Source organism: Mesorhizobium sp. M3A.F.Ca.ET.080.04.2.1, from assembly GCF_003952525.1.
Taxonomy (GTDB): domain Bacteria; phylum Pseudomonadota; class Alphaproteobacteria; order Rhizobiales; family Rhizobiaceae; genus Mesorhizobium.
On the sequence record NZ_CP034451.1, the window covers coordinates 1,201,713 to 1,219,166 of the forward strand.

Genomic DNA, 17,454 nt, shown 5'->3' on the forward strand with positions numbered 1-17,454 from the left:
GGGTGCTGGTGTCGGTGCTCGCCATCGATGACGCGGCATACGGCGAGAATCCGGCCGAGCCGCACGCGGACATTGTGCGCGACGAACTGCTGCTTGCCGGTGGCACCGAGATCAGGCGGTTGCGCGGCAGGGTGCTTGCCGTGTTCCAGCGGCCGACGCGATCGATCCAGTGCGCGATGGCGATCGGCGAGCGGCTGAAGCCATCAGCCAACGGCGTTCGCGCGGCAATCCACGTCGGCGAGTGCGAAGCGCGCGGCGAGGATTTCTCCGGCATTGCCATCGAGGTCACGTCGCGGCTTCTGGATCATGCCCGCCCAGGTGAGATCATCGCATCGCGGACCGTGCGCGACCTGATCGTCGGTTCCGGCTTTTGCTTTGAAGAGCAAGGCGAGATGAAGGCCAGCGGCCTGCCGGGCGCGCTGCAGTTCTTTTCGGTCAGCGGAGCGCCGGCGGGTTCCTGACCTGCCCTGCGGAATTTGGCGACGGCCGGTGCGACGTCCAATCGCCAGCATAGGCCACGGAACCAAACTTCCCACTGCTACTTACCTTTGCGGTGTCGGACCGACCCGGCCAGTGCGCCGGGCCGCCGGCCTGATGCGGAGGCCGTTGGCGATGCCATCCGGACGGGTGGAGGCGGATTTGGCAGTTGAAAATGTGGCGGGTGCGAAGAGCGGCATTCGCCTCACGGTGATTGTGGTAGCGGCGGTGCCGCTGCTGTTTTTGTTGAGCGGTCTTGCCATCCGCTATTCGGCATTCGCGTCGGTGTCGCCGGATCCGAGCCTGACGGCCTATGTCCGCGCCTTCTGCAAGTGGGATTGCAGCTGGTATGTGGACATTTCCGAGCAGGGCTATGAGCGCTTTCCCATTCCGGGCCGCAGCAATGTCGGACGCTGGGGATTCTTTCCGCTCTATCCAATGCTGGTGGCGGCGGTCCGCTCGGTTCTTCCCTTCTCCACCATCGCGATCGCGACGGCGGCATCGCTGGCATGCGGCTATCTCTCGTGCCTGGTGGCCTGGCCGCTCGTGGACAGGAACATGCGGGCCTATGTGCTCTATTGCGCCTTCCTGCTCAGCGGCCCGTTCTCCTTCTATTTCGCCACCTTCCTCACCGAGCCGCTCTTCGTGCTTTTGACGTCATGCCTTTTCCTGGCGCTCAAACGCGCGAACTATCTCGCGGCGGGGCTGGCTTGCGCCTTGCTCTCGGCAACGCGGGTCGTCGGCGTGCTGGCCGTGTTCGCGATCGTCATCCGCATGTTCGAGGAGCATCGCGCCAGGGGCGGGTCGACTATGAGCTTTCCACGCTGGCTGCTCGGCCGGCCGGATCTCATCATCGCCATACTGATCTCGCCCGCCGGGCTGTTCGCCTACATGCTCTACCTTTACCTCACCGTCGGGGACGGCTTTGCCTTCGTCCATGTCCAGCGCGCATTCGGGCGCGTGGCGGGCAATCCGCTGCTGTTCCTCTGGGACGGCCTGGCCTATCACCCCAAGCCGGGCTGGCTGCCGACCGCGCCGCAATGGAGCGCGTCGACGGCAATCCTGGGGCTGGCGCTGTCGGCCGTGCTGGCGGCGCGCAGGCAGTTTGGCGCGGCCCTGTTCTGCGCCATGGCCCTGATCCTGCCTTTGACCTCGAACCTGGCTTCGATGGTGCGCTATGTCGTCGGCCTGGCGCCACTGACGATGATGACGGCGGTGCTGCTGTCGGCTTGGAAGGCGACATTGGTCGCGGCGCTGATTGTCTTCCTCGTCACCTGCTACTTCATGACCGTGGCCTGGCTTGGAGGCTATCTTGCGCTTGTCTGAGCTGACGAACTCGGCCAGGCCGGCAATCCTGGCCGGCGGCTATGCGCTGGCGGGCGCGCTTGCGGCGGCCGAAATCGCCATCCTCGCGCTTGCCCTCACCCCGAATGTCAACGACGACTACCGCGCCTATTACGTCGACAAGACCACCACCTGCCTCAACCGCGACGCCATCGCGCGCTACACGCCGGACCGGACCGTGTCGTTCCGCTCCGACGGGGCCACGGAAACAGCCGGCATGAGGGTCTGCGGCTGGTCGGGGCCGGTGGCCGACGGCACCCATTCGCTGGGCGAGACCTCGCGCCTCAGACTCGCCCTGCCGCCGCCGCGCGACGGGCTGCGGGCGACGCTGGAGCTCGCCGCCGTCATCCGTCCGTGGCGCAGCTCGCAACGGGTCGTCATTTCGGCGAACGGCGTCGAGGTGCACCGAGCGACCGTGTCGGGCACCGCGCCCATGACGGTGACCTTCGTCATCCCGCATGCCGTGCTGGCCGGCAAGGCGACGCTGGACATGGCCTTCGACTACCCCGACGGCGTCCCGCAAAGCGCCGATGCGAGCAACATCTACAACCGCGCCATCAAGCTGCAATCGTTCCGGCTGGATGCGCTTTGAAGCCTCGCTCAGGCCGGCCCGTCATCGCGGCGGCGCCGCTCGGCAAACACCCAACGGTCGAGCACCAGAAGGTTGAGCGCCGGGATGGCCAGGCAGGTAAGGAGAACCGGAACGGCGAGGGGCAGGCCGAGCGTCACCGTCAGCAGCCACGGCGCCGCATAAGCCAGGGCGAGGCCGGCAAGCGTCAGCAGCACGAAACGCGGCACCTGCGAACGGTGCGGCCCCGCCGACATGAAGGTGAAGGATCTGTGCGCCAGATAGGAAAACAGGGCGGCGGCCGCGTAAGCCCAGAGCGAGGCCTCGACCGGCGCTAGGCCGAGCCATTCCGATCCGGCAAAGACTGCGGTCAGGACGGCATAGAGGATCGTGGCGACAAGCCCGACCGAAGCGAAGCGCGCCAGGAGCTTCAGGCCGCCGGCAAGACGATGCTCAGGCACGTCCGACACAGGCATATTGCGCTCCGAGCGGCAGGGCGGCGAGCGCGCGCTCCAGCTTGCCGGCCAGCGGCCTCGTCGACGGCAGGAGCAGGAAATGCTCGGCACGCACGTCGCGGAAGCCCGCCTCAGCAAGCAGCGATGACGCCTTGCGGGCGCTGAGCAGGACGGCGTCCTTGTCGAACGGGCACCTCAGCACCGCCATGCGCGTCAGCGGGTTGTAGGGATTGTGCTCGATGATGCAGGCAAGGCCGCCCCGCCGCACGACGCGCCGCATCTCGCGCAGGAATTCCAGCCACGACGCAGGCGGCACGTGGTGAACGACGCAACTGGCGAAGGCCAGGTTGAACGTGCCGTCCGCGTAAGGCAGGCGCGCGGTGGCGCACGTGCTGTAGGCGACATGCGGGTTCTCCCTCTTGGCGCGCGCGAGCGACTCCTGCGACACGTCGCAGCCGTCGAGGCGATCGAAGACACCGGCGAGATGCGGGTGAAGCGAGCCCACGCCGCAGCCGACATCGAGCGCGCGCACGCCTGCCCCGCCGCGCCGAAGATCCTGCTCGACGATCAGGCGCCGCAGAAGCTCGGCCTTGGCACGCAGGAAGAAATCATGCTGAAGCCCGGAGAAGCGGATCGAGCCCTCGACCGCCTCGCCGTAGCTGGACCTATAGCTGTCGAAGAGCTCGGACATCCGTCGTCACCCCGTTGCCGGACTTGCGAAACGATGCGCGCTTGTCGCGGGGGGCGATGCGCATTGGACGGTCGAAACCGCTCAGCCTTTCGACGACATAGAGCGGGCGCCGTTTCACCTCCGCGTGGATGCTGCCGACATAAAGCCCGATCACGCCGGTCATGAAGAGATTGATGCCGATCAGCAGCGACACGATCACCACCGTCGAGGTCCAGCCGGCAATCACGCCGGCTTCGAGGATCCAGGCCAGGATGGCATAGGCGCCGAACACCAGGGCGAGAGCGGAAATCGCCAATCCGGTGAACAGCGCCAGCTGCAGAGGCCGCTCCGAAAAGCTGATGATGCCGTGCATCGCAAGCCGCATCATCTTCCACAACGGGTATTTGGTTTCGCCGAGCGTGCGCGCCGGGCGCTCGAACGGCACCGCCGCCTGCTTGAAACCCATCCAGCCGAACATGCCCCTGACGAAGCGGTCGTGCTCGGGCATGCGCTTGAAGGTGTCCAGCGCCTTGCGGCCGACGAGGCGGAAGTCGCCGACATCGCGCGGGATGTCGACAGGCGTCATGCGCTCCAGCACACGGTAGAAGAGGCTGGCGGTGAAGCGCTTGAACCAGGTCTCGCCCTCGCGCCTGACGCGCCTGGCGTAGACGATCTCGAAACCTTCCTTCCACTTCGCCACGAGATCCAGAACCACCTCGGGCGGATCCTGCAGGTCGGCATCCATGACGATGACGGCCTGGCCGGCGGCGGCTTCCATGCCGGCGGTGATGGCGATCTGATGGCCGAAGTTGCGGGAAAGCTCGATCAGGCGGAAGCTTGGTTCGGCGGCGACCATGCGGCGCAGGTAGGGCACGCTTCGATCGCTGCTGCCGTCGTCGACAAAGATGACCTCGGTCTCTCCGTCCAGCCGCGCGACCAGCGCGCCGATGCGCTCGACCAGCCGGGGCAACACCTCTTCCTCATTGTATATCGGCAGCACCAATGAGTAGCGTGGGGACGGTGCCCGCGTCCGGATGCGCTGGACAGCTTCTTGCATTCGGTTGCAATGGAACACCCGCCACAAGGTTCCATGAACAAACACTAATTTGTGTATTAGGGCGCGCGCTCGGAGTTGCCGGGGCGGCCAAGCCGCATCGAGGCCCCGCCGCCAAGAACGTCGCAGCTGCTTTGACCGTGCAAGTCATGCGGCAACCGCCGGATGACTCGTCTGCGGAACAACTGCACGGCTTCGCGGTTTATACATTAGCAGAGACTAATGAAATGCTGTTTGCCCTGGGTAGTGCTCCTTCGGTTGCTGTTCTCGCCGCCAGAAACGTCGACGCGGAAATTCTTGGAGTGATCGACCTCACCAACAACGCCGAAGCCCAGATCGGCACCATCAGCTTAGGACAAGCCATTCAGTTCGTAGCCAACGCCTCGGTGCTTGGATACGACGTTCGCGCTGCGATGGTCCGCTACGGCGAACTGGGAACGCCGAGCCTTCGGGTCGGAGATTGTGAGCAGCTGTGGTCGCAATTTGGTTCAGCCCTGCTCGAGCCCGACATCACCTGACTTGCAGGACAAGCTTGACGTGAGTCGCAGCGACGCACGCGCTCCTGCGTCGCGATCCACTCAGGAGGGCTAAGGGATTCTGCAGTCCGGCCCAGAAAGAATAGGGCGACCGATCAGCGCGGGGTTGGGGTGGGGGGAGCAGCCGTCGGTCACCCAGGAAAAGGGGCCTTGAAATCAAGAAAAAGCAGGCCCTACAACGAATTATGCCATGAACCTCTGAGGATGGATATAACATTTGCTAGCTGTCGAGGCTGATCGCGCCGGCGTTGCGGGCTCAGGGCAAGTCGGGCTGCCGGGCCCGGCCATGCGCCGAAGGCTCACCAACGAGCCGGATAAAGGAACCGGCGCACCGCCTTTGCGAAGCCGGAGAGCGCTTGGGTCTGGAGCCCCAACAGCGCTCTGATCTTGGCGACGGACATGGGGGAGCATATCCGGGCGGTGCTCGGCGACCCCACATATTGGTCGCCGGAAGGTCGCCCAAATGCCGCCCCGTCGGGCGCGGCTCTCGGCTTCGGCTGTGATTGATCGGTTACTGCCCCCCGGCCTTCCTGAGCAACCGCGACAGGTGCAAGCGATGAAGCGCCTGCATATCCTCGAGCAGATGGAGAAACTCCATTGCCTGGGTCACCGGCAAACCCTCGTGATCAAGATGCCTGATGAGGCCGAGCTGACGGCTTATGTGCCGCTCGCCCAGTTCGACGTGTCGTTCCACCATGCGAATTTCATCCGCCAGTGCCATCGACGACAACGTCATTGCCAGAGAGCCGTTCCCCCCGGGCTGCACCGGGGCTGCACCGTCTCTCGCCCAGGAACTCCACGGGGCCTGTTCAAATGCAGCAGGCGCCGCACTCGCGTGCGGGATGTGCAGCGCCCGGCTTAAAGCGCGTCGCGCTGAAACGGATTCAGGCGATGCGCTTCAAGTCTTTGTTTTAAGCATGTCGTTGCCCCAGAACCGCTGTACACTTCTGGGCACGCTCCAAGCCGGTCATGAGCGTCTCATGCTGCGGGGGCCAATCGTGCAAAGGACGGCTGGCACCCAAGCGCCAACTAGCCGCGCGGTCTGATTTTCGGGGCCGGCAAGCTTTCACACGGATTTGCGGCCAATCTGGCCGTCCGCCAATCTCGCAGCGACAGAGATTTCTTTCTCCTTGCCAGTGCCTCGCTGCGATCGGCATCAGCGGCCAATCGGCCTCCCATCGCAGCGATCACGTAGTCGGCTCTGTTCGTTCGGTAGTCTTCCTTTTGGACAGCCATCGTTTCCTCCCGGGTGTCCGCGGGCCTTTCCCTCCCTTGAGGCTCGACGGAGTCACTAGCTGCCGATCTGCAGCAAGAGTCTACAAATTGTGGATTGTACTAAAATGATACAGCCGCCACACGCCCCAGCATGCGACCAGGCCCACGCGATCCCGCAACAGGCCCTTATTGGATATCCAACGGGGCAGTGGAAGCCGGCCGCGCGATCCTACTTGCCGTTCGAGGCCAGCTTCTCGATCCGTCCTCTGTCCAAACGGAACACGCCGTCCGTCCCGCCTTGCAGCTCAAAGTCAGTCTGCAGCTCGTCCCAGGTGCCGAGATACTTGCCGCAATCGGCACAATGGATCGGAGTGGTGGGTTCAGCATCGGCCGGGATCTGCAGACGGACGGTGCCGCAAAAGGGGCATTCCAATTTGTGGTCCAGATACTGGCCGGCCATGCCCGGAAGCATTGCGCAATTGAGCCGGGGGCGCAAGCGGGGATGCCTGTTGTGCGTGGGCTCACATCGTCCTGTGGGTTCACAACTTCGAGAGTCCCTCAAGGCGCGATCAGCGGCGCGCTATCCCCCCGCTCCGAAGCGCAAGCCATCCATCAAGAGCCTCACCAGGCGCCCCGACCGCTCGCGCCAGTCGGAGGTGTTGGGGGCCGAGTAGATGCCGCCCAACGCATGGAGCACATCGGAGGCATCGATGTCGGCGCGGATCCTGCCGGCGGCGGCGGCTCGTTCGATCAGGCCCTTCAGTGCGCCGGAGACGCGGCCGGAGGTGTCGGAGAACAGCGTCGCGTTGGTGGTCAGCAGGAGGCGAAGGCTGGTGGCCAGCCCGCGCTTGGTGGCGATGTAGTCGACGAAGCGCTGCATCCAGAGCTCCAGCGCGATATCGGCCGGATGCGAGCGGGCGAGTTCGTCCGCCGCCTGGCAGAGCCCTTCCACCTCGCGGCGGTAGACCACCTCGACCAGATGCTCGCGCGTCGGGAAATGCCGGTACAGCGTGCCGATGCCGACCCCTGCCCGCTTCGCGATCTCCTGCAGCGAGGCGTCGACGCCGTGTTCCGCGAAAGCCTGCGCCGCCACCTCGACGAGCGTGTCGCGGTTGCGCCGCGCATCGGCGCGCAGCGGCTTTGGCGCTGACGCGTCGGGCCTCTCTTCGGCGGGGGCTGGCGGCTGGTCGGACAGTTTTTTCTCCACGCTGGCATTTCGGGGGTTGAACCAATGCGGTCCAGCCCCCACGTAAATAAACGGAGGCGCCTCCGCTTTAGTGGAGTGCTCTTATCATATAATCAGGGGAAGCGATATGTCACGTGGTGAACGACGGAGAGCTTTCGCTGAACGATGGAAGTGCGGGGGGCATTCCGCGACGTCCCTAATTGGTCATCCTAGGGCGAAGCAAGGAGCGCAGCGACGCGGCGCAAACCCTAGGATCCATGCTGTTACCTTCGGGCGCCGCAGCGTGCAGAATTCTGGCCCGCCGCGTTCCTCGACAAGCGTCACGGAATGGATCCTCGGGTCAAGCCCGAGGATGACGAAGGAAGGGGACGGGACAGCGCCCCCTCTGCCCTGCCGGGCATCTCCCCCTCGAGAGGGGAGATTAGCAGCTTCGACGCCTTGCCCCTCACCTGCCCAGCCCCATTTCCCTCCCCCTAGCGTCCAGCAATCGGAGCCCGACGCCCCATGACAAGTCAAATCCATACTGGCCAAATCATCATCGATCCTCCTGAAGACGGCCATTTCAGGAACGGCCAAGCCGCCGACGGCTCAACCCAGCCCAGTCCGACCACGCTTTCCATCCATCTCGCCATCAACGGCCGCGACCATGCGCTCGACATCGAGCCGCGCGTTACGCTGCTCGACGCGCTGCGCGAGCGGCTTCATCTGACCGGCACCAAGAAGGGCTGCGACCAAGGGCAGTGCGGCGCCTGCACGGTGCATGTCGACGGCCAAAGGGTGCTCGCCTGCCTGACGCTGGCCGCACAGGTCGAAGGCCGCGCGATCACAACCATCGAGGGACTGGCCGGCGAAGACGGCACGCTCAATGCCGTGCAGGCCGCCTTCCTCGAGCAGGACGCCTTCCAGTGCGGCTATTGCACGCCGGGCCAGATCATGTCGGCGGTGGCCTGCATCCGCGAAGGCCATGCCGGCTCCGATGAGGAGATCCGCGAATACATGGCCGGAAACCTATGCCGCTGCGGCGCCTATCCGCACATCGTCGCCGCCGTCCGCCAGGCCGCACAGGAGCTCCGCTCATGAGAGATTTTTCCTACCTCCGCGCCGACAGTGTCGAGGCCGCGCGCAACGCGGCGGCGCTTCCCGGCGCCATGCTGCTTGCCGGCGGCACAACGCTGGTCGATCTCGCCAAATGCGGTGTGGTCGAACCGGCGACCGTTGTCGACATCAGCCATATCGAGGGACTCGACGCCATCGACGTCAGCGCCGATCGTGCGATCATCGGCGCGCTGGCCAGAATGAGCCATGTCGCCGACCATGCCGGGGTGAAGAGCCATTTCCCGGCCGTCTCGGAGGCGCTCTGGCAGGCGGCCTCGGCGCAGCTGCGCAACATGGCCACCATCGGCGGCAATCTGATGCAGCGCACGCGCTGTCCGTATTTCCGCGATCCGCAAAACTTCGCGGCCTGCAACAAGCGCGCTCCGGGCAGCGGCTGCTCGGCGATCGGCGGCGTGACGCGCGGCCATGCGGTGCTCGGCGTGAGCGAGGCCTGCATCGCCACCTATCCGGGCGACCTGGCAATCGCACTGGTCGCCTTCGACGCCGAGGTCGATCTCGGCGAGCGCAAGCTCAAGGTCGAGGACTTCTTCCTGGCGCCGGGCGCCACCGCCGAGCGCGAGCACGACATCCGCCCCGGCGAGGTGATCACGGCCATCGAGATCCAGGGCTCGGCCGCGGCCCGGCGCTCGACCTATCTTAAGGTGCGCGACCGCCAGTCCTATGAATTCGCAGCGGCCAGCGCGGCGGTCGGGCTGGAGCTCGAAGCCGACGGCCGCACCATCCGCGACATCCGCGTCGCGCTCGGCGGCGTCGCGACGAAACCGTGGCGGGCGCGCGCGCTCGAGGAAGCACTGACGGGCAAGCCACTCGATGAAGACACCGTGCGCAAGGCGAGCGAACTCGCCATGGAGGGCGCCGTCGACCATGGCGCCAACCATTACAAAATCGCGCTGGCGCCGCGCGTCATCGCGCGCGCCATCCTCAAACTGGGAGAGACGGCATGACCGTTCATGAGATGAAACACGCCGCCTCGGACAGCGCGCGCCTCGAAGCGGTCGGCGGACGGCTGTCGCGCGTCGACGGCCCGGCCAAAATCACCGGTGCGGCGCATTACGCCGTCGAGCAGCAGCTCGAAGGGCTGGCGCATGCGGTGCTGGTCGGCGCCACCATCGCCGCCGGCAAGGTGACAGCCATCGACGCCCGCGCGGCCGAGACGGCGCCCGGCATGCTCGCCGTGCTGACGCCCGACACCATCATGGAGCTGAAGGGCGCCTCGGACTGGCTGGGCAATCCGCCGTCGCAGCCGACCTACGCACCTTTAGCCCGCGAGGTCACCTTTTCCGGCCAGCATGTCGCGGCCGTGGTGGCCGAGACCTTCGAGCAGGCGGTGGCGGCGGCAGAACTGGTCAAGGTCAGCTATGACGAGATCCCGGCCATTGTCGACCTCAGCGACGGCACCGACGGCATTCCGATCGACGCCATGACCAAGGAATGGGGCGACGCCGAAGCAGCCTTCGCCGCCGCGACGGTGCGCGTCTGCGCGGCCTACAACACGCCGCGCGAATTCCAGGCGGCGATGGAGCCGCACGGGCTGATCGCGCGCTGGGAAGGCGACCAGCTGACCATCTGGGAGCCGAGCCAGTGGCTCGACGGCATGGCGCGCACCTATGCCGAATGGTTTTCCGTGCCGTTCGAGAATGTGCGGCTGGTCTCGCCCTATATCGGCGGCGGCTTCGGCTCGAAAGCGCTGGCGCTCGCGCACAGCGCGGTGGCGGCGGCGGCGGCGAAGATGCTGAACCGGCCGGTGAAGCTGGTGCTCAACCGGCCGCAGAATTTTACATCCTATGGCGGCCGCGCCGCGACCCGCCAGACGGTGGCGATCGGCGCCGACACCAACGGCCGCATCCAGTCGATCGTGCATCGCGGCGTCAACGAGACGGCGGTCGACGGCATGTGGGTCGAGCCGCTCGGCTCCGTCACCTCGATCATGTACGCCACGCCCAACTTCTCCTCGAAGCAGAATGTGGTGCGGGTGAACACGGTGGTGCCGGGAGCGAAGCGCGCGCCCGGCGAGAACCCGAGCGCCTTCGGCATCGAATGCGCGATCGACGAGCTCGCCTATGAGCTCGGCATCGATCCGCTGGAGATGCGGCTGATCAACTATGCCGAGCAGGATCCGCACGCGAAGAAGGCGTGGTCGACCAGGCAGCTGCGCGAGGCTTTCGCGGCCGGCGCGGAAGCCTTCGGCTGGGCGAAGCGCTCGCCCCAGCCGCGCTCGATGCGCGACGGCCACCAGCTCATCGGCTGGGGGCTGGCGGCCGGCACCTATCCGGTGCGGCGCGCCCATGGCGAGGCGGTGGTGAAGATCCTCGCCGACGGTTCGGCCGAGGTCGAAAGCTCCTCCATCGACATGGGCCAGGGCACCTACACGATCCTGGCGCAGACCGCGGCCGAGACGCTCGGCGTGCCGGTGGAGCAGGTCTCGGTGAAGCTCGGCGACTCGCACTTCGCCCGCGCCGGGGTCACCGGCGGCTCGCGGCTCGCCGGCGTCATGACCGGCGCCGTCCACAAGGCGGCGGGCCAGGCGCTGGACGAGCTGATCGGGCTGGCGCTCTCCGATCCGCATTCGCCCTTCAAGGGGCTGCAGGCGAACACGCTTCAGGTGAAGAACGGCCGCATCGCCTCGCCGCGCGGCGAAGGGCCGGAGCTGACGATCGCCGAGCTGATGAGCGCCCTTGGCCGCGAAAGGATCGAGGCCAAGGGCGACACGATGCCGGCCAACGCGACGCCGCAGGAGCGCTACAAGAACTACACCACCATCGCCATGGCGCTGCCCCACACCGAGGGCGACTATTCGCGTCATTCCTGGTGCGCGCATTTCGTCGAAGTGCGCGTCGACAGGGACTTCGGCACGGTGCGCGTCTCGCGCGTGGTGTCGGCCCTGGACTCGGGGAGGCTCTACAACCCGAAGCTGGCGGAAAGCCAGTGGAAGGGCGGCATCATCATGGGCATCGGCCAGGCGCTGCTCGAAGAAGGCATCGTCGACCGCCGGCACGGCCGCATCGTCAACGGCAACCTCGCCGACTACATGCTGCCGACCAATGCCGACATCCCCGATATCCAGACGATCTCGGTCGGCATCCCCGACCCGCATTCCTCCGCCCTCGGCGGCAAGGGCGCCGGCGAGCTCGGCATCGTCGGCGTCGCGCCGGCGATCGCCAACGCGGTTTTCCACGCGACGGGCAAGCGGGTACGGGATCTGCCCATCACGCTGGAGAAGTTGATTTGAGGCGGCCCTTGGAGCGCGTGATCTCCCCCCTTGCGGGGGAGATGCCTGGCAAGGCAGAGGGGTGCGAAGGAACGCAGCCTCTCGTCTTCGTCATCCTAGGGCGGAGCAAGGAGCGGAGCGACGCGCGCAGACCCTAGGATGACGAAGGAGAGTGAGGCCATCTCCCCCTCGAGATGGAAGATCACCTGCCCTGCCCCTTCAGGAACTGGCTGAGCAGATCCACCGGCAGCGGGAAGACCACGGTCGAGGAGCGCTCGCCGGCGATGTCGTGCAGGGCCTCGAAGTAGCGCAACTGCATGGCCTGGGGCTCGGCGGCCAGCATGCGGCCGGCCTCGACCAGCTTGGCGGCGGCCTGCTGCTCGCCATCGGCGTTGATGACCTTGGCGCGGCGCAGCCGCTCGGCCTCGGCCTGCTTGGCGATGGCACGGACCATGCTCTCGTTGAGGTCGACATGCTTGATCTCGACATTGGACACCTTGATACCCCAGGCGTCGGTGCGCTGGTCGAGGATGTCCTGGATGTCGCTGTTGAGCTTGTCGCGCTCGGCCAGCATCTCGTCGAGCTCATGCTTGCCGAGCACCGAGCGCAGCGTGGTCTGGGCCAGCTGGTTGGTGGCGGTCATGAAATCCTCGACCTGGATGATCGCCCGCTCGGCGTCGACGATGCGGAAATAGAGCACGGCGTTGACCTTGACCGAGACATTGTCGCGCGAGATGACGTCCTGCGGCGGCACGTCCTGCACCACCACGCGCAGATCGACCCGCACCATCTGCTGGATGAACGGCACGAGGATGATGAGGCCGGGACCCTTGACCCCGGTGAAGCGGCCGAGCGTGAAGACCACGCCGCGCTCATATTCCCTCAGAATGCGGATGGCCGCCGACAGGAACATGATCACTGCCACCGCGATGACCAGATAGGCCACGTAACCGACCATCATTTTACCGCTCCGTTGCTTTGCGCGCCGCGACGCCGCACCGTCAGCACGAGTTCGCTGACGCCGATCACCTCGACCTCGTCGCCAGGCGCCAGCGGTCCCTCGGCCCGCGCCCGCCAGCGCTCGCCCAAGGCCAGCACATGGCCCTCGCCGCCCTGCCAGTCGAGGATCTCGGCGGAAACCCCGCGCATGGCTTCGCCGCCGATGCGCGGCGGGTTGCGGCGCGCCGCCCAGAGATAGCTGCCGGTCAACAGCGCCAGCCCCAGCGTCAGCGCCGCGGCCGGCGCGGTGACGGCCCACGACATGGCGAAGCCGGGCCCCTCGACCTTGAGCAGCATGGCCGAACCGAGCAGGAAGGCGGCCACGCCGCCCAGGCCCAGCACCACGGTGGGGTTGAAGGCCTCGACGATCAGGAAGGCGACGCCGAGCAGCATCAGCGCAAGGCCGGTGTAGTTGATCGGGAGCAGGTTGAGCGCATAGAGGCCGAGCACGAGGCAGATCGTGCCGATGACGCCGGGCGCCACGGCGCCCGGGCTGGTGAACTCGAAGATGATGCCATAGACGCCGACCAGCATCAGGATGACGGCGGTGTTCGGGTCGGTGATGACGGAGAGCAGCCGGATGAACCAGCCGGGCTCCAGCGTCTCGACGGCAAGGCCCTTGGTCGCCAGCACCACCTTCCTGCCTGCCACTTCCACGGTGCGGCCGTCGGCCAGTTGCAGAAGCTCGGCCGCGTCGCGGGCGACGATGTCGATGACGTGTTCCTGCAAGGCGGCGTTGGCCGACAGGCTCGCCGCCTCGCGCACCGCCTTCTCGCCCCAGTCGCCATTGCGTCCGCGCAGCTCCGCCAGCGAACGGATGAGCGCAACCGCGTCATTGGTCGCCTTCGCCATCATGGCGTCGGGGGCCGGCTTGCCGCTGCCCTTGTCGTCCTTCTCGCCGCCCGGAAGCGAGGGCAGGCCGCCGAGCTCGACCGGCGTCGCCGCACCCAGATTGGTTCCGGGCGCCATCGCCGCGACATGGGTGGCGTAAAGAATATAGGTGCCGGCGCTGGCCGCATGGCCGCCGGCCGGCGCGACATAGCCGATGACCGGAACCGGAGAGGCCAGGATGTCGGCGATCATCTCACGCATCGAGGTGACCAGGCCGCCCGGCGTGTCGAGCTGAAGGATGAGGACTGCGGCATTGCGCCTGGTGGCGACGTCGAGCGCCTCCTCGAGCTGCCTGGTGCTAGCCGGCCCGATCGCACCATCGACGGCGACGCTCAGGGCGATCTTCTCCGCCGCCGTTCCGGGCGAGGACAAGGGGAAACAGACGGCGGCCGCGAAAGCCGCTGCGAGAAGGGCCAGCCGCGCGAGTCTCACGCTAAAAGCTCCGTGGTTTCAATATGGGGTTGTGCCGAGGCGAAGTCCAATGAGGACGTGCGGTGGAAGGGCGAAGGCGGCGGCCGCTGCCGATCTTGCCCAGGCCGGCGCGAGGCACCCCCCTCTGCCCTGCCGGGCATCTCCCCCTCAAGGGGGGAGATTGGCTGTATCGGCGCCGCGCCTAGCCTTCTAGCGCTGGAACATGGCGAAAGCGGCGGAGCGAATAATCTCCCCCCTTGAGGGGGAGATGGCCGGCAGGGCAGAGGGGGGTGCCTCGCGCCGACGCCTCACAATTCTCTACCCACAAAGCTCGCTCACCAGCTTTCGCCAATCTCTGTATGATCCGACAGCTTTAGTGGGGGACGATCATGAAAAGCGCATTGGCGAAATTCATCACGGCTGCCTCTGTGGCCGCTCCATTTTTCACCACCCAGTCCGCCAACGCCGCCGCCTGCGCCTGGTCCGCCAAGATGGAAGAGGACGAGGGCGGCAGCGTGCTCACCGCCTCGGTCTGCGGCGGGCCGCGAGGCGACGCGCATCTGATGCTGACCTGCTTGCCCAAGCCGGTGCTGAGCTACGATCTTGGCGCCTCGGGCCCGCAGCTCGAACCCGGCATCAGCGGCTCCTTCACCTTCAAGGCCGGCGACAAGAGCCTCACCAAGAAGCTCGAGCTCGAGGCGATGTACAATTACTTCACCTCCGAGCTGAGCATAGACGACCCACTGCTCGCCCTGCTGCGCGGCAAGGGCGAGGTCACGGTTTCCGCCGACAGATATGGCGAGGCGCGCTTTCCGCTGGCCGGGTCGAGTGCTGCCATCGGCAAGGTGATGGCCGCGTGCGGGAAAGGTTCGGGCGGCGAGGCCGATTGAGGCTGGCTGATCTCCCCCCTCGAGGGGGGATTAGCGCTGCCCTCACGATTCCACGCTCGTTTCGACGCCGGCTCCAACGCTGGCTCCCTCGCCCTTGCCTCATTGTCCTTCCATCGACGGCGCGAATGGTCGCGTCGCAATTTGATGGAGACGACGATGACGACGATGGATCATGCGCATTACGAAACCGGCCGCGCGGGCTTCGGCCTTGCCGGCTCTGCCGGCCGCCTTTTGCGGCTTGCCTATTACGCCATGAAGATGCGCAGCGAGCGCGCCGCGCTGCAGGCGATGCCGGATCACATGTTGAAGGACATGGGCATCAGCCGCTCGCAGATCGACCGCTACACCACCGCGCAAGGCGCGCTAACCCAGGCCGACAGGATGTTCGGCTGAGGCGGCGCGCCCATCTGGAAATGAAACGCGCGATGCAATTCCACGGCGCGCGTATCGAAAATTCCACGCTGGCACCCACTCTCGCTCAAACGCCTCGGCGCCAAGACTGCATGGTCACGGCAACCAAGCCGCAAACGACCCAGGGAGAAGAGAAATGCAACCCAACACCAAACCTGCACGCGTTCCGCTCAACGGCGTAGACACGCCGAACCTGCTCGCCACGATCAACTTCGTCGCCGGCCAGCCGGAACTGGCGAAGTTCCAGTTCCGCGCCCACAATGAATGGGTCGAAGGCACGCACTCCAAGAGCGTCATGCATGGCTTCCACGGCGCCGGCCAGGAGCAGAAGCACGAGAAGCCCTTCTATGCCGACAGCGACCATCCGGCGATCCTGTGCGGCGCCGACAATGCGCCGACCCCGGTCGAATGGCTGCTGCACGGGCTGGCGAGCTGCCTGATGGCGGGCCTCGCCAACATCGCGGCGGCGCGCGGCATCAAGCTGACCAAGGTCAAGTGCTCGGTCGACGGCGACATCGACCTGCGCGGCATCCTCGGCATCTCCGACGAGGTGCGCAACGGCTTCCAGAACATCCAGGTGTCGTTCGAGGTCGAGGGCGATGCGCCGGCCGAGAAGCTCACGCAGCTGGTCGAGCAGGCCCGCGCCCGCTCGGCGGTATTCGACGTGCTGACCAACGGCGTGCCGGTCACGGTCGGGATCAAGACCATCCAGTGATCCTATGACCCACGGAGGGAGACGGGCCCTACCCCACCCACCGTCTCCCTCCCAGCCAACGGAACAGAGCCATGAAACGCGCAGACGTCGTCATCGTCGGCGGCGGGCAGGCCGGGCTTGCGCTCAGCCATTGCCTTGGCCGCAGCGGCATCGACCACGCCGTGCTGGAGCGCGGCCGCGTCGGCGAACGCTGGCGCTCGCAGGCCTGGCGCTCGCTCAGGCTGCTGACGCCGAACTGGCTGAACGCGTTGCCCGGTTCCCCTTATGCCGGCCCCGACCCCGACGGTTTCAGGACGAAGGACGTGTTCGTGCATGACCTCGAAGCCTATGCAAGCCGCTGGCAGGTGCCGGTCGAATGCGGCGTCGAGGTACTTTCGTGCCGGCGAAACGGCGCCGGCTTCGCGCTCGCCACCAGCGCCGGGGACTGGTCGGGCAAGGCCGTGGTGGTGGCGACCGGCCATTGCGACCGGCCGCTCGTCCCCTGCGCGCCCGACATGATGGGCGGCCCGCTCACCATCCATGCCTCGCGCTATTCCTCCCCTGCCGAACTGCCGCCCGGCGGCGTGCTGGTGGTCGGCGCGTCCTCCTCCGGCGTGCAGATCGCCGACGAGTTGGCGCGTGCCGGCCGCCGCGTGCTGCTCTCGGTCGGCAAGCACACCCGCCTGCCGCGGACATGGCGCGGCAAGGACATCTTCTTCTGGCTCTGCGAGATGGGCTTGATGACGCAGCGGCTCGAGGCTCTCGCCAATCCCGAAAGCGCCAGGCGCCAGCCGTCGCTGCAGCTCGCCGGCCGGCCGGACGGGGCCGATGTCGACCTTGCCACGCTGCAGGGGCTCGGCGTGGAGCTGACCGGGCGTGTGCAAGGCATTGCCGATGGGGCAATCGGCTTCGCCGACGATCTCGGGGCCCAAGTCGCGGCGGCGGAGGTGAAGCAGGCGCGCCTGCTCGCCGAGATCGACCGTTTCGCCGGCGCGGCGCGGCCGATGCGCCGCGAGCCGGTCAGGGTTCCCTCTTCCCATGCGCGGCGGCTTTCGCTGACCGACGGATCGATCGGCACGGTGATCTGGGCGACCGGCTATGCCCGCTCCTTCGATTGGCTGGAGCCGCAGGCGCTCGGGCCCGACGGCGAGATCGCGCATCGCGACGGCGTCACCAGCGTGCCCGGCCTCTATGCGCTCGGCTTCCGCTTCCTGCGCAAGCGCGATTCCAACTTCATCGGCGGCGTCGGCACCGACGCGCAGGCGATCGCCGCCGAGATCTCGCTCTATCTCGACCGCAACAGCCGCCAAGCCGCGTGAAGAACGCCGC

General features: G+C 66.5%; 19 protein-coding genes. 11 read left to right on the forward strand and 8 right to left on the reverse strand.

From position 1 onward, the window contains the following. The first annotated feature begins 2 nt into the window (after window positions 1-2). The 3 genes from EJ074_RS05735 (at window position 3) to EJ074_RS05745 (ending at window position 2,413) form a co-directional block, all read left to right on the forward strand. Entirely contained in the window at window positions 3-461 is a 459-nt protein-coding gene (locus EJ074_RS05735; protein WP_095807678.1) for a hypothetical protein, read from the forward strand. 178 nt (window positions 462-639) lie between these two features. Further along, window positions 640-1,803 (forward strand): hypothetical protein, encoded by a 1,164-nt coding sequence (locus EJ074_RS05740; protein ID WP_095807733.1) that lies wholly within the window; start codon window positions 640-642, stop codon window positions 1,801-1,803. Then, window positions 1,796-2,413 (forward strand): hypothetical protein, encoded by a 618-nt coding sequence (locus EJ074_RS05745; protein ID WP_245420427.1) that lies wholly within the window; start codon window positions 1,796-1,798, stop codon window positions 2,411-2,413. Before EJ074_RS05740 ends, EJ074_RS05745 begins: the two co-directional genes overlap by 8 nt. An 8-nt stretch (window positions 2,414-2,421) precedes the next feature. Here the strand turns inward: EJ074_RS05745 and EJ074_RS05750 are convergent, their stop codons facing one another. The 3 genes from EJ074_RS05750 to EJ074_RS05760 are packed head-to-tail and all read right to left on the reverse strand — an operon-like array spanning window position 2,422 to window position 4,571. After that, window positions 2,422-2,865 carry a GtrA family protein gene (locus tag EJ074_RS05750; RefSeq protein ID WP_095807680.1) on the reverse strand — a complete coding sequence of 148 codons (444 nt, stop codon included), beginning with the start codon at window positions 2,863-2,865 and terminating at the stop codon, window positions 2,422-2,424. After that, on the reverse strand, window positions 2,843-3,535 hold the full coding sequence (locus EJ074_RS05755) for a class I SAM-dependent methyltransferase (RefSeq protein ID WP_095807681.1): 693 nt from the start codon (window positions 3,533-3,535) through the stop codon (window positions 2,843-2,845). The genes EJ074_RS05750 and EJ074_RS05755 overlap by 23 nt, the downstream gene beginning before the upstream one ends. After that, window positions 3,510-4,571 (reverse strand): glycosyltransferase family 2 protein, encoded by a 1,062-nt coding sequence (locus tag EJ074_RS05760; RefSeq protein WP_095807682.1) that lies wholly within the window; start codon window positions 4,569-4,571, stop codon window positions 3,510-3,512. Before EJ074_RS05760 ends, EJ074_RS05755 begins: the two co-directional genes overlap by 26 nt. 131 nt (window positions 4,572-4,702) lie before the next feature. Between EJ074_RS05760 and EJ074_RS05765 the strand changes: the two genes are divergently transcribed. Further along, the gene (locus EJ074_RS05765; protein WP_245420428.1) at window positions 4,703-5,086 is read left to right on the forward strand and encodes a hypothetical protein; all 384 of its coding nucleotides are present in this window, start codon (window positions 4,703-4,705) and stop codon (window positions 5,084-5,086) included. 529 nt (window positions 5,087-5,615) lie between these two features. On the opposite strand, the gene EJ074_RS05770 is transcribed toward EJ074_RS05765, so the two are convergent. The 3 genes from EJ074_RS05770 to EJ074_RS05785 all read right to left on the reverse strand — a co-directional run bounded on the left by EJ074_RS05770 (window position 5,616) and on the right by EJ074_RS05785 (window position 7,514). Beyond that, window positions 5,616-5,840, reverse strand: coding sequence for a hypothetical protein (locus EJ074_RS05770; protein ID WP_095807683.1), 225 nt, complete (start codon window positions 5,838-5,840; stop codon window positions 5,616-5,618). A gap of 708 nt (window positions 5,841-6,548) precedes the next feature. Further along, on the reverse strand, window positions 6,549-6,779 hold the full coding sequence (locus EJ074_RS05780) for a hypothetical protein (protein WP_095807735.1): 231 nt from the start codon (window positions 6,777-6,779) through the stop codon (window positions 6,549-6,551). Window positions 6,780-6,899: 120 nt separating this feature from the next. Beyond that, window positions 6,900-7,514: a TetR/AcrR family transcriptional regulator gene (locus tag EJ074_RS05785; protein ID WP_095807736.1), complete on the reverse strand. Its 615-nt coding sequence runs from the start codon at window positions 7,512-7,514 to the stop codon at window positions 6,900-6,902. Between the two features lie 609 nt (window positions 7,515-8,123). Between EJ074_RS05785 and EJ074_RS05790 the strand changes: the two genes are divergently transcribed. The 3 genes from EJ074_RS05790 to EJ074_RS05800 are packed head-to-tail and all read left to right on the forward strand — an operon-like array spanning window position 8,124 to window position 11,850. Beyond that, window positions 8,124-8,585 carry a (2Fe-2S)-binding protein gene (locus EJ074_RS05790; RefSeq protein ID WP_348627020.1) on the forward strand — a complete coding sequence of 154 codons (462 nt, stop codon included), beginning with the start codon at window positions 8,124-8,126 and terminating at the stop codon, window positions 8,583-8,585. Continuing rightward, complete coding sequence (locus EJ074_RS05795) at window positions 8,582-9,565, forward strand: xanthine dehydrogenase family protein subunit M (protein WP_095807686.1); 984 nt, start codon at window positions 8,582-8,584, stop codon at window positions 9,563-9,565. The genes EJ074_RS05790 and EJ074_RS05795 overlap by 4 nt, the downstream gene beginning before the upstream one ends. Beyond that, window positions 9,562-11,850, forward strand: coding sequence for a xanthine dehydrogenase family protein molybdopterin-binding subunit (locus EJ074_RS05800; RefSeq protein ID WP_095807687.1), 2,289 nt, complete (start codon window positions 9,562-9,564; stop codon window positions 11,848-11,850). The genes EJ074_RS05795 and EJ074_RS05800 overlap by 4 nt, the downstream gene beginning before the upstream one ends. Window positions 11,851-12,031: 181 nt before the next feature. Here EJ074_RS05800 and EJ074_RS05805 read toward each other — a convergent pair whose 3' ends face one another. Together EJ074_RS05805 and EJ074_RS05810 are read right to left on the reverse strand one after the other, a co-directional pair. Beyond that, window positions 12,032-12,790: a slipin family protein gene (locus EJ074_RS05805; protein WP_095807688.1), complete on the reverse strand. Its 759-nt coding sequence runs from the start codon at window positions 12,788-12,790 to the stop codon at window positions 12,032-12,034. After that, window positions 12,787-14,151: a nodulation protein NfeD gene (locus tag EJ074_RS05810; RefSeq protein WP_095807689.1), complete on the reverse strand. Its 1,365-nt coding sequence runs from the start codon at window positions 14,149-14,151 to the stop codon at window positions 12,787-12,789. Before EJ074_RS05810 ends, EJ074_RS05805 begins: the two co-directional genes overlap by 4 nt. A 368-nt stretch (window positions 14,152-14,519) precedes the next feature. Here EJ074_RS05810 and EJ074_RS05820 point away from each other — a divergent pair, with 368 nt between their 5' ends. From EJ074_RS05820 to EJ074_RS05835, 4 genes are all read left to right on the forward strand, one after another. After that, a complete protein-coding gene (locus EJ074_RS05820; RefSeq protein WP_245420429.1) occupies window positions 14,520-15,020 on the forward strand; it encodes a hypothetical protein in 501 nt (166 codons plus the stop codon). A 156-nt stretch (window positions 15,021-15,176) separates the two neighbouring features. Beyond that, a complete protein-coding gene (locus tag EJ074_RS05825; RefSeq protein ID WP_165349864.1) occupies window positions 15,177-15,413 on the forward strand; it encodes a DUF1127 domain-containing protein in 237 nt (78 codons plus the stop codon). Window positions 15,414-15,567: 154 nt separating this feature from the next. Next, window positions 15,568-16,146, forward strand: coding sequence for an OsmC family protein (locus EJ074_RS05830; protein ID WP_095807691.1), 579 nt, complete (start codon window positions 15,568-15,570; stop codon window positions 16,144-16,146). A 71-nt stretch (window positions 16,147-16,217) separates the two neighbouring features. Beyond that, window positions 16,218-17,444 carry an NAD(P)/FAD-dependent oxidoreductase gene (locus tag EJ074_RS05835; RefSeq protein WP_095807692.1) on the forward strand — a complete coding sequence of 409 codons (1,227 nt, stop codon included), beginning with the start codon at window positions 16,218-16,220 and terminating at the stop codon, window positions 17,442-17,444. The last annotated feature ends 10 nt before the right edge of the window (window positions 17,445-17,454 follow it).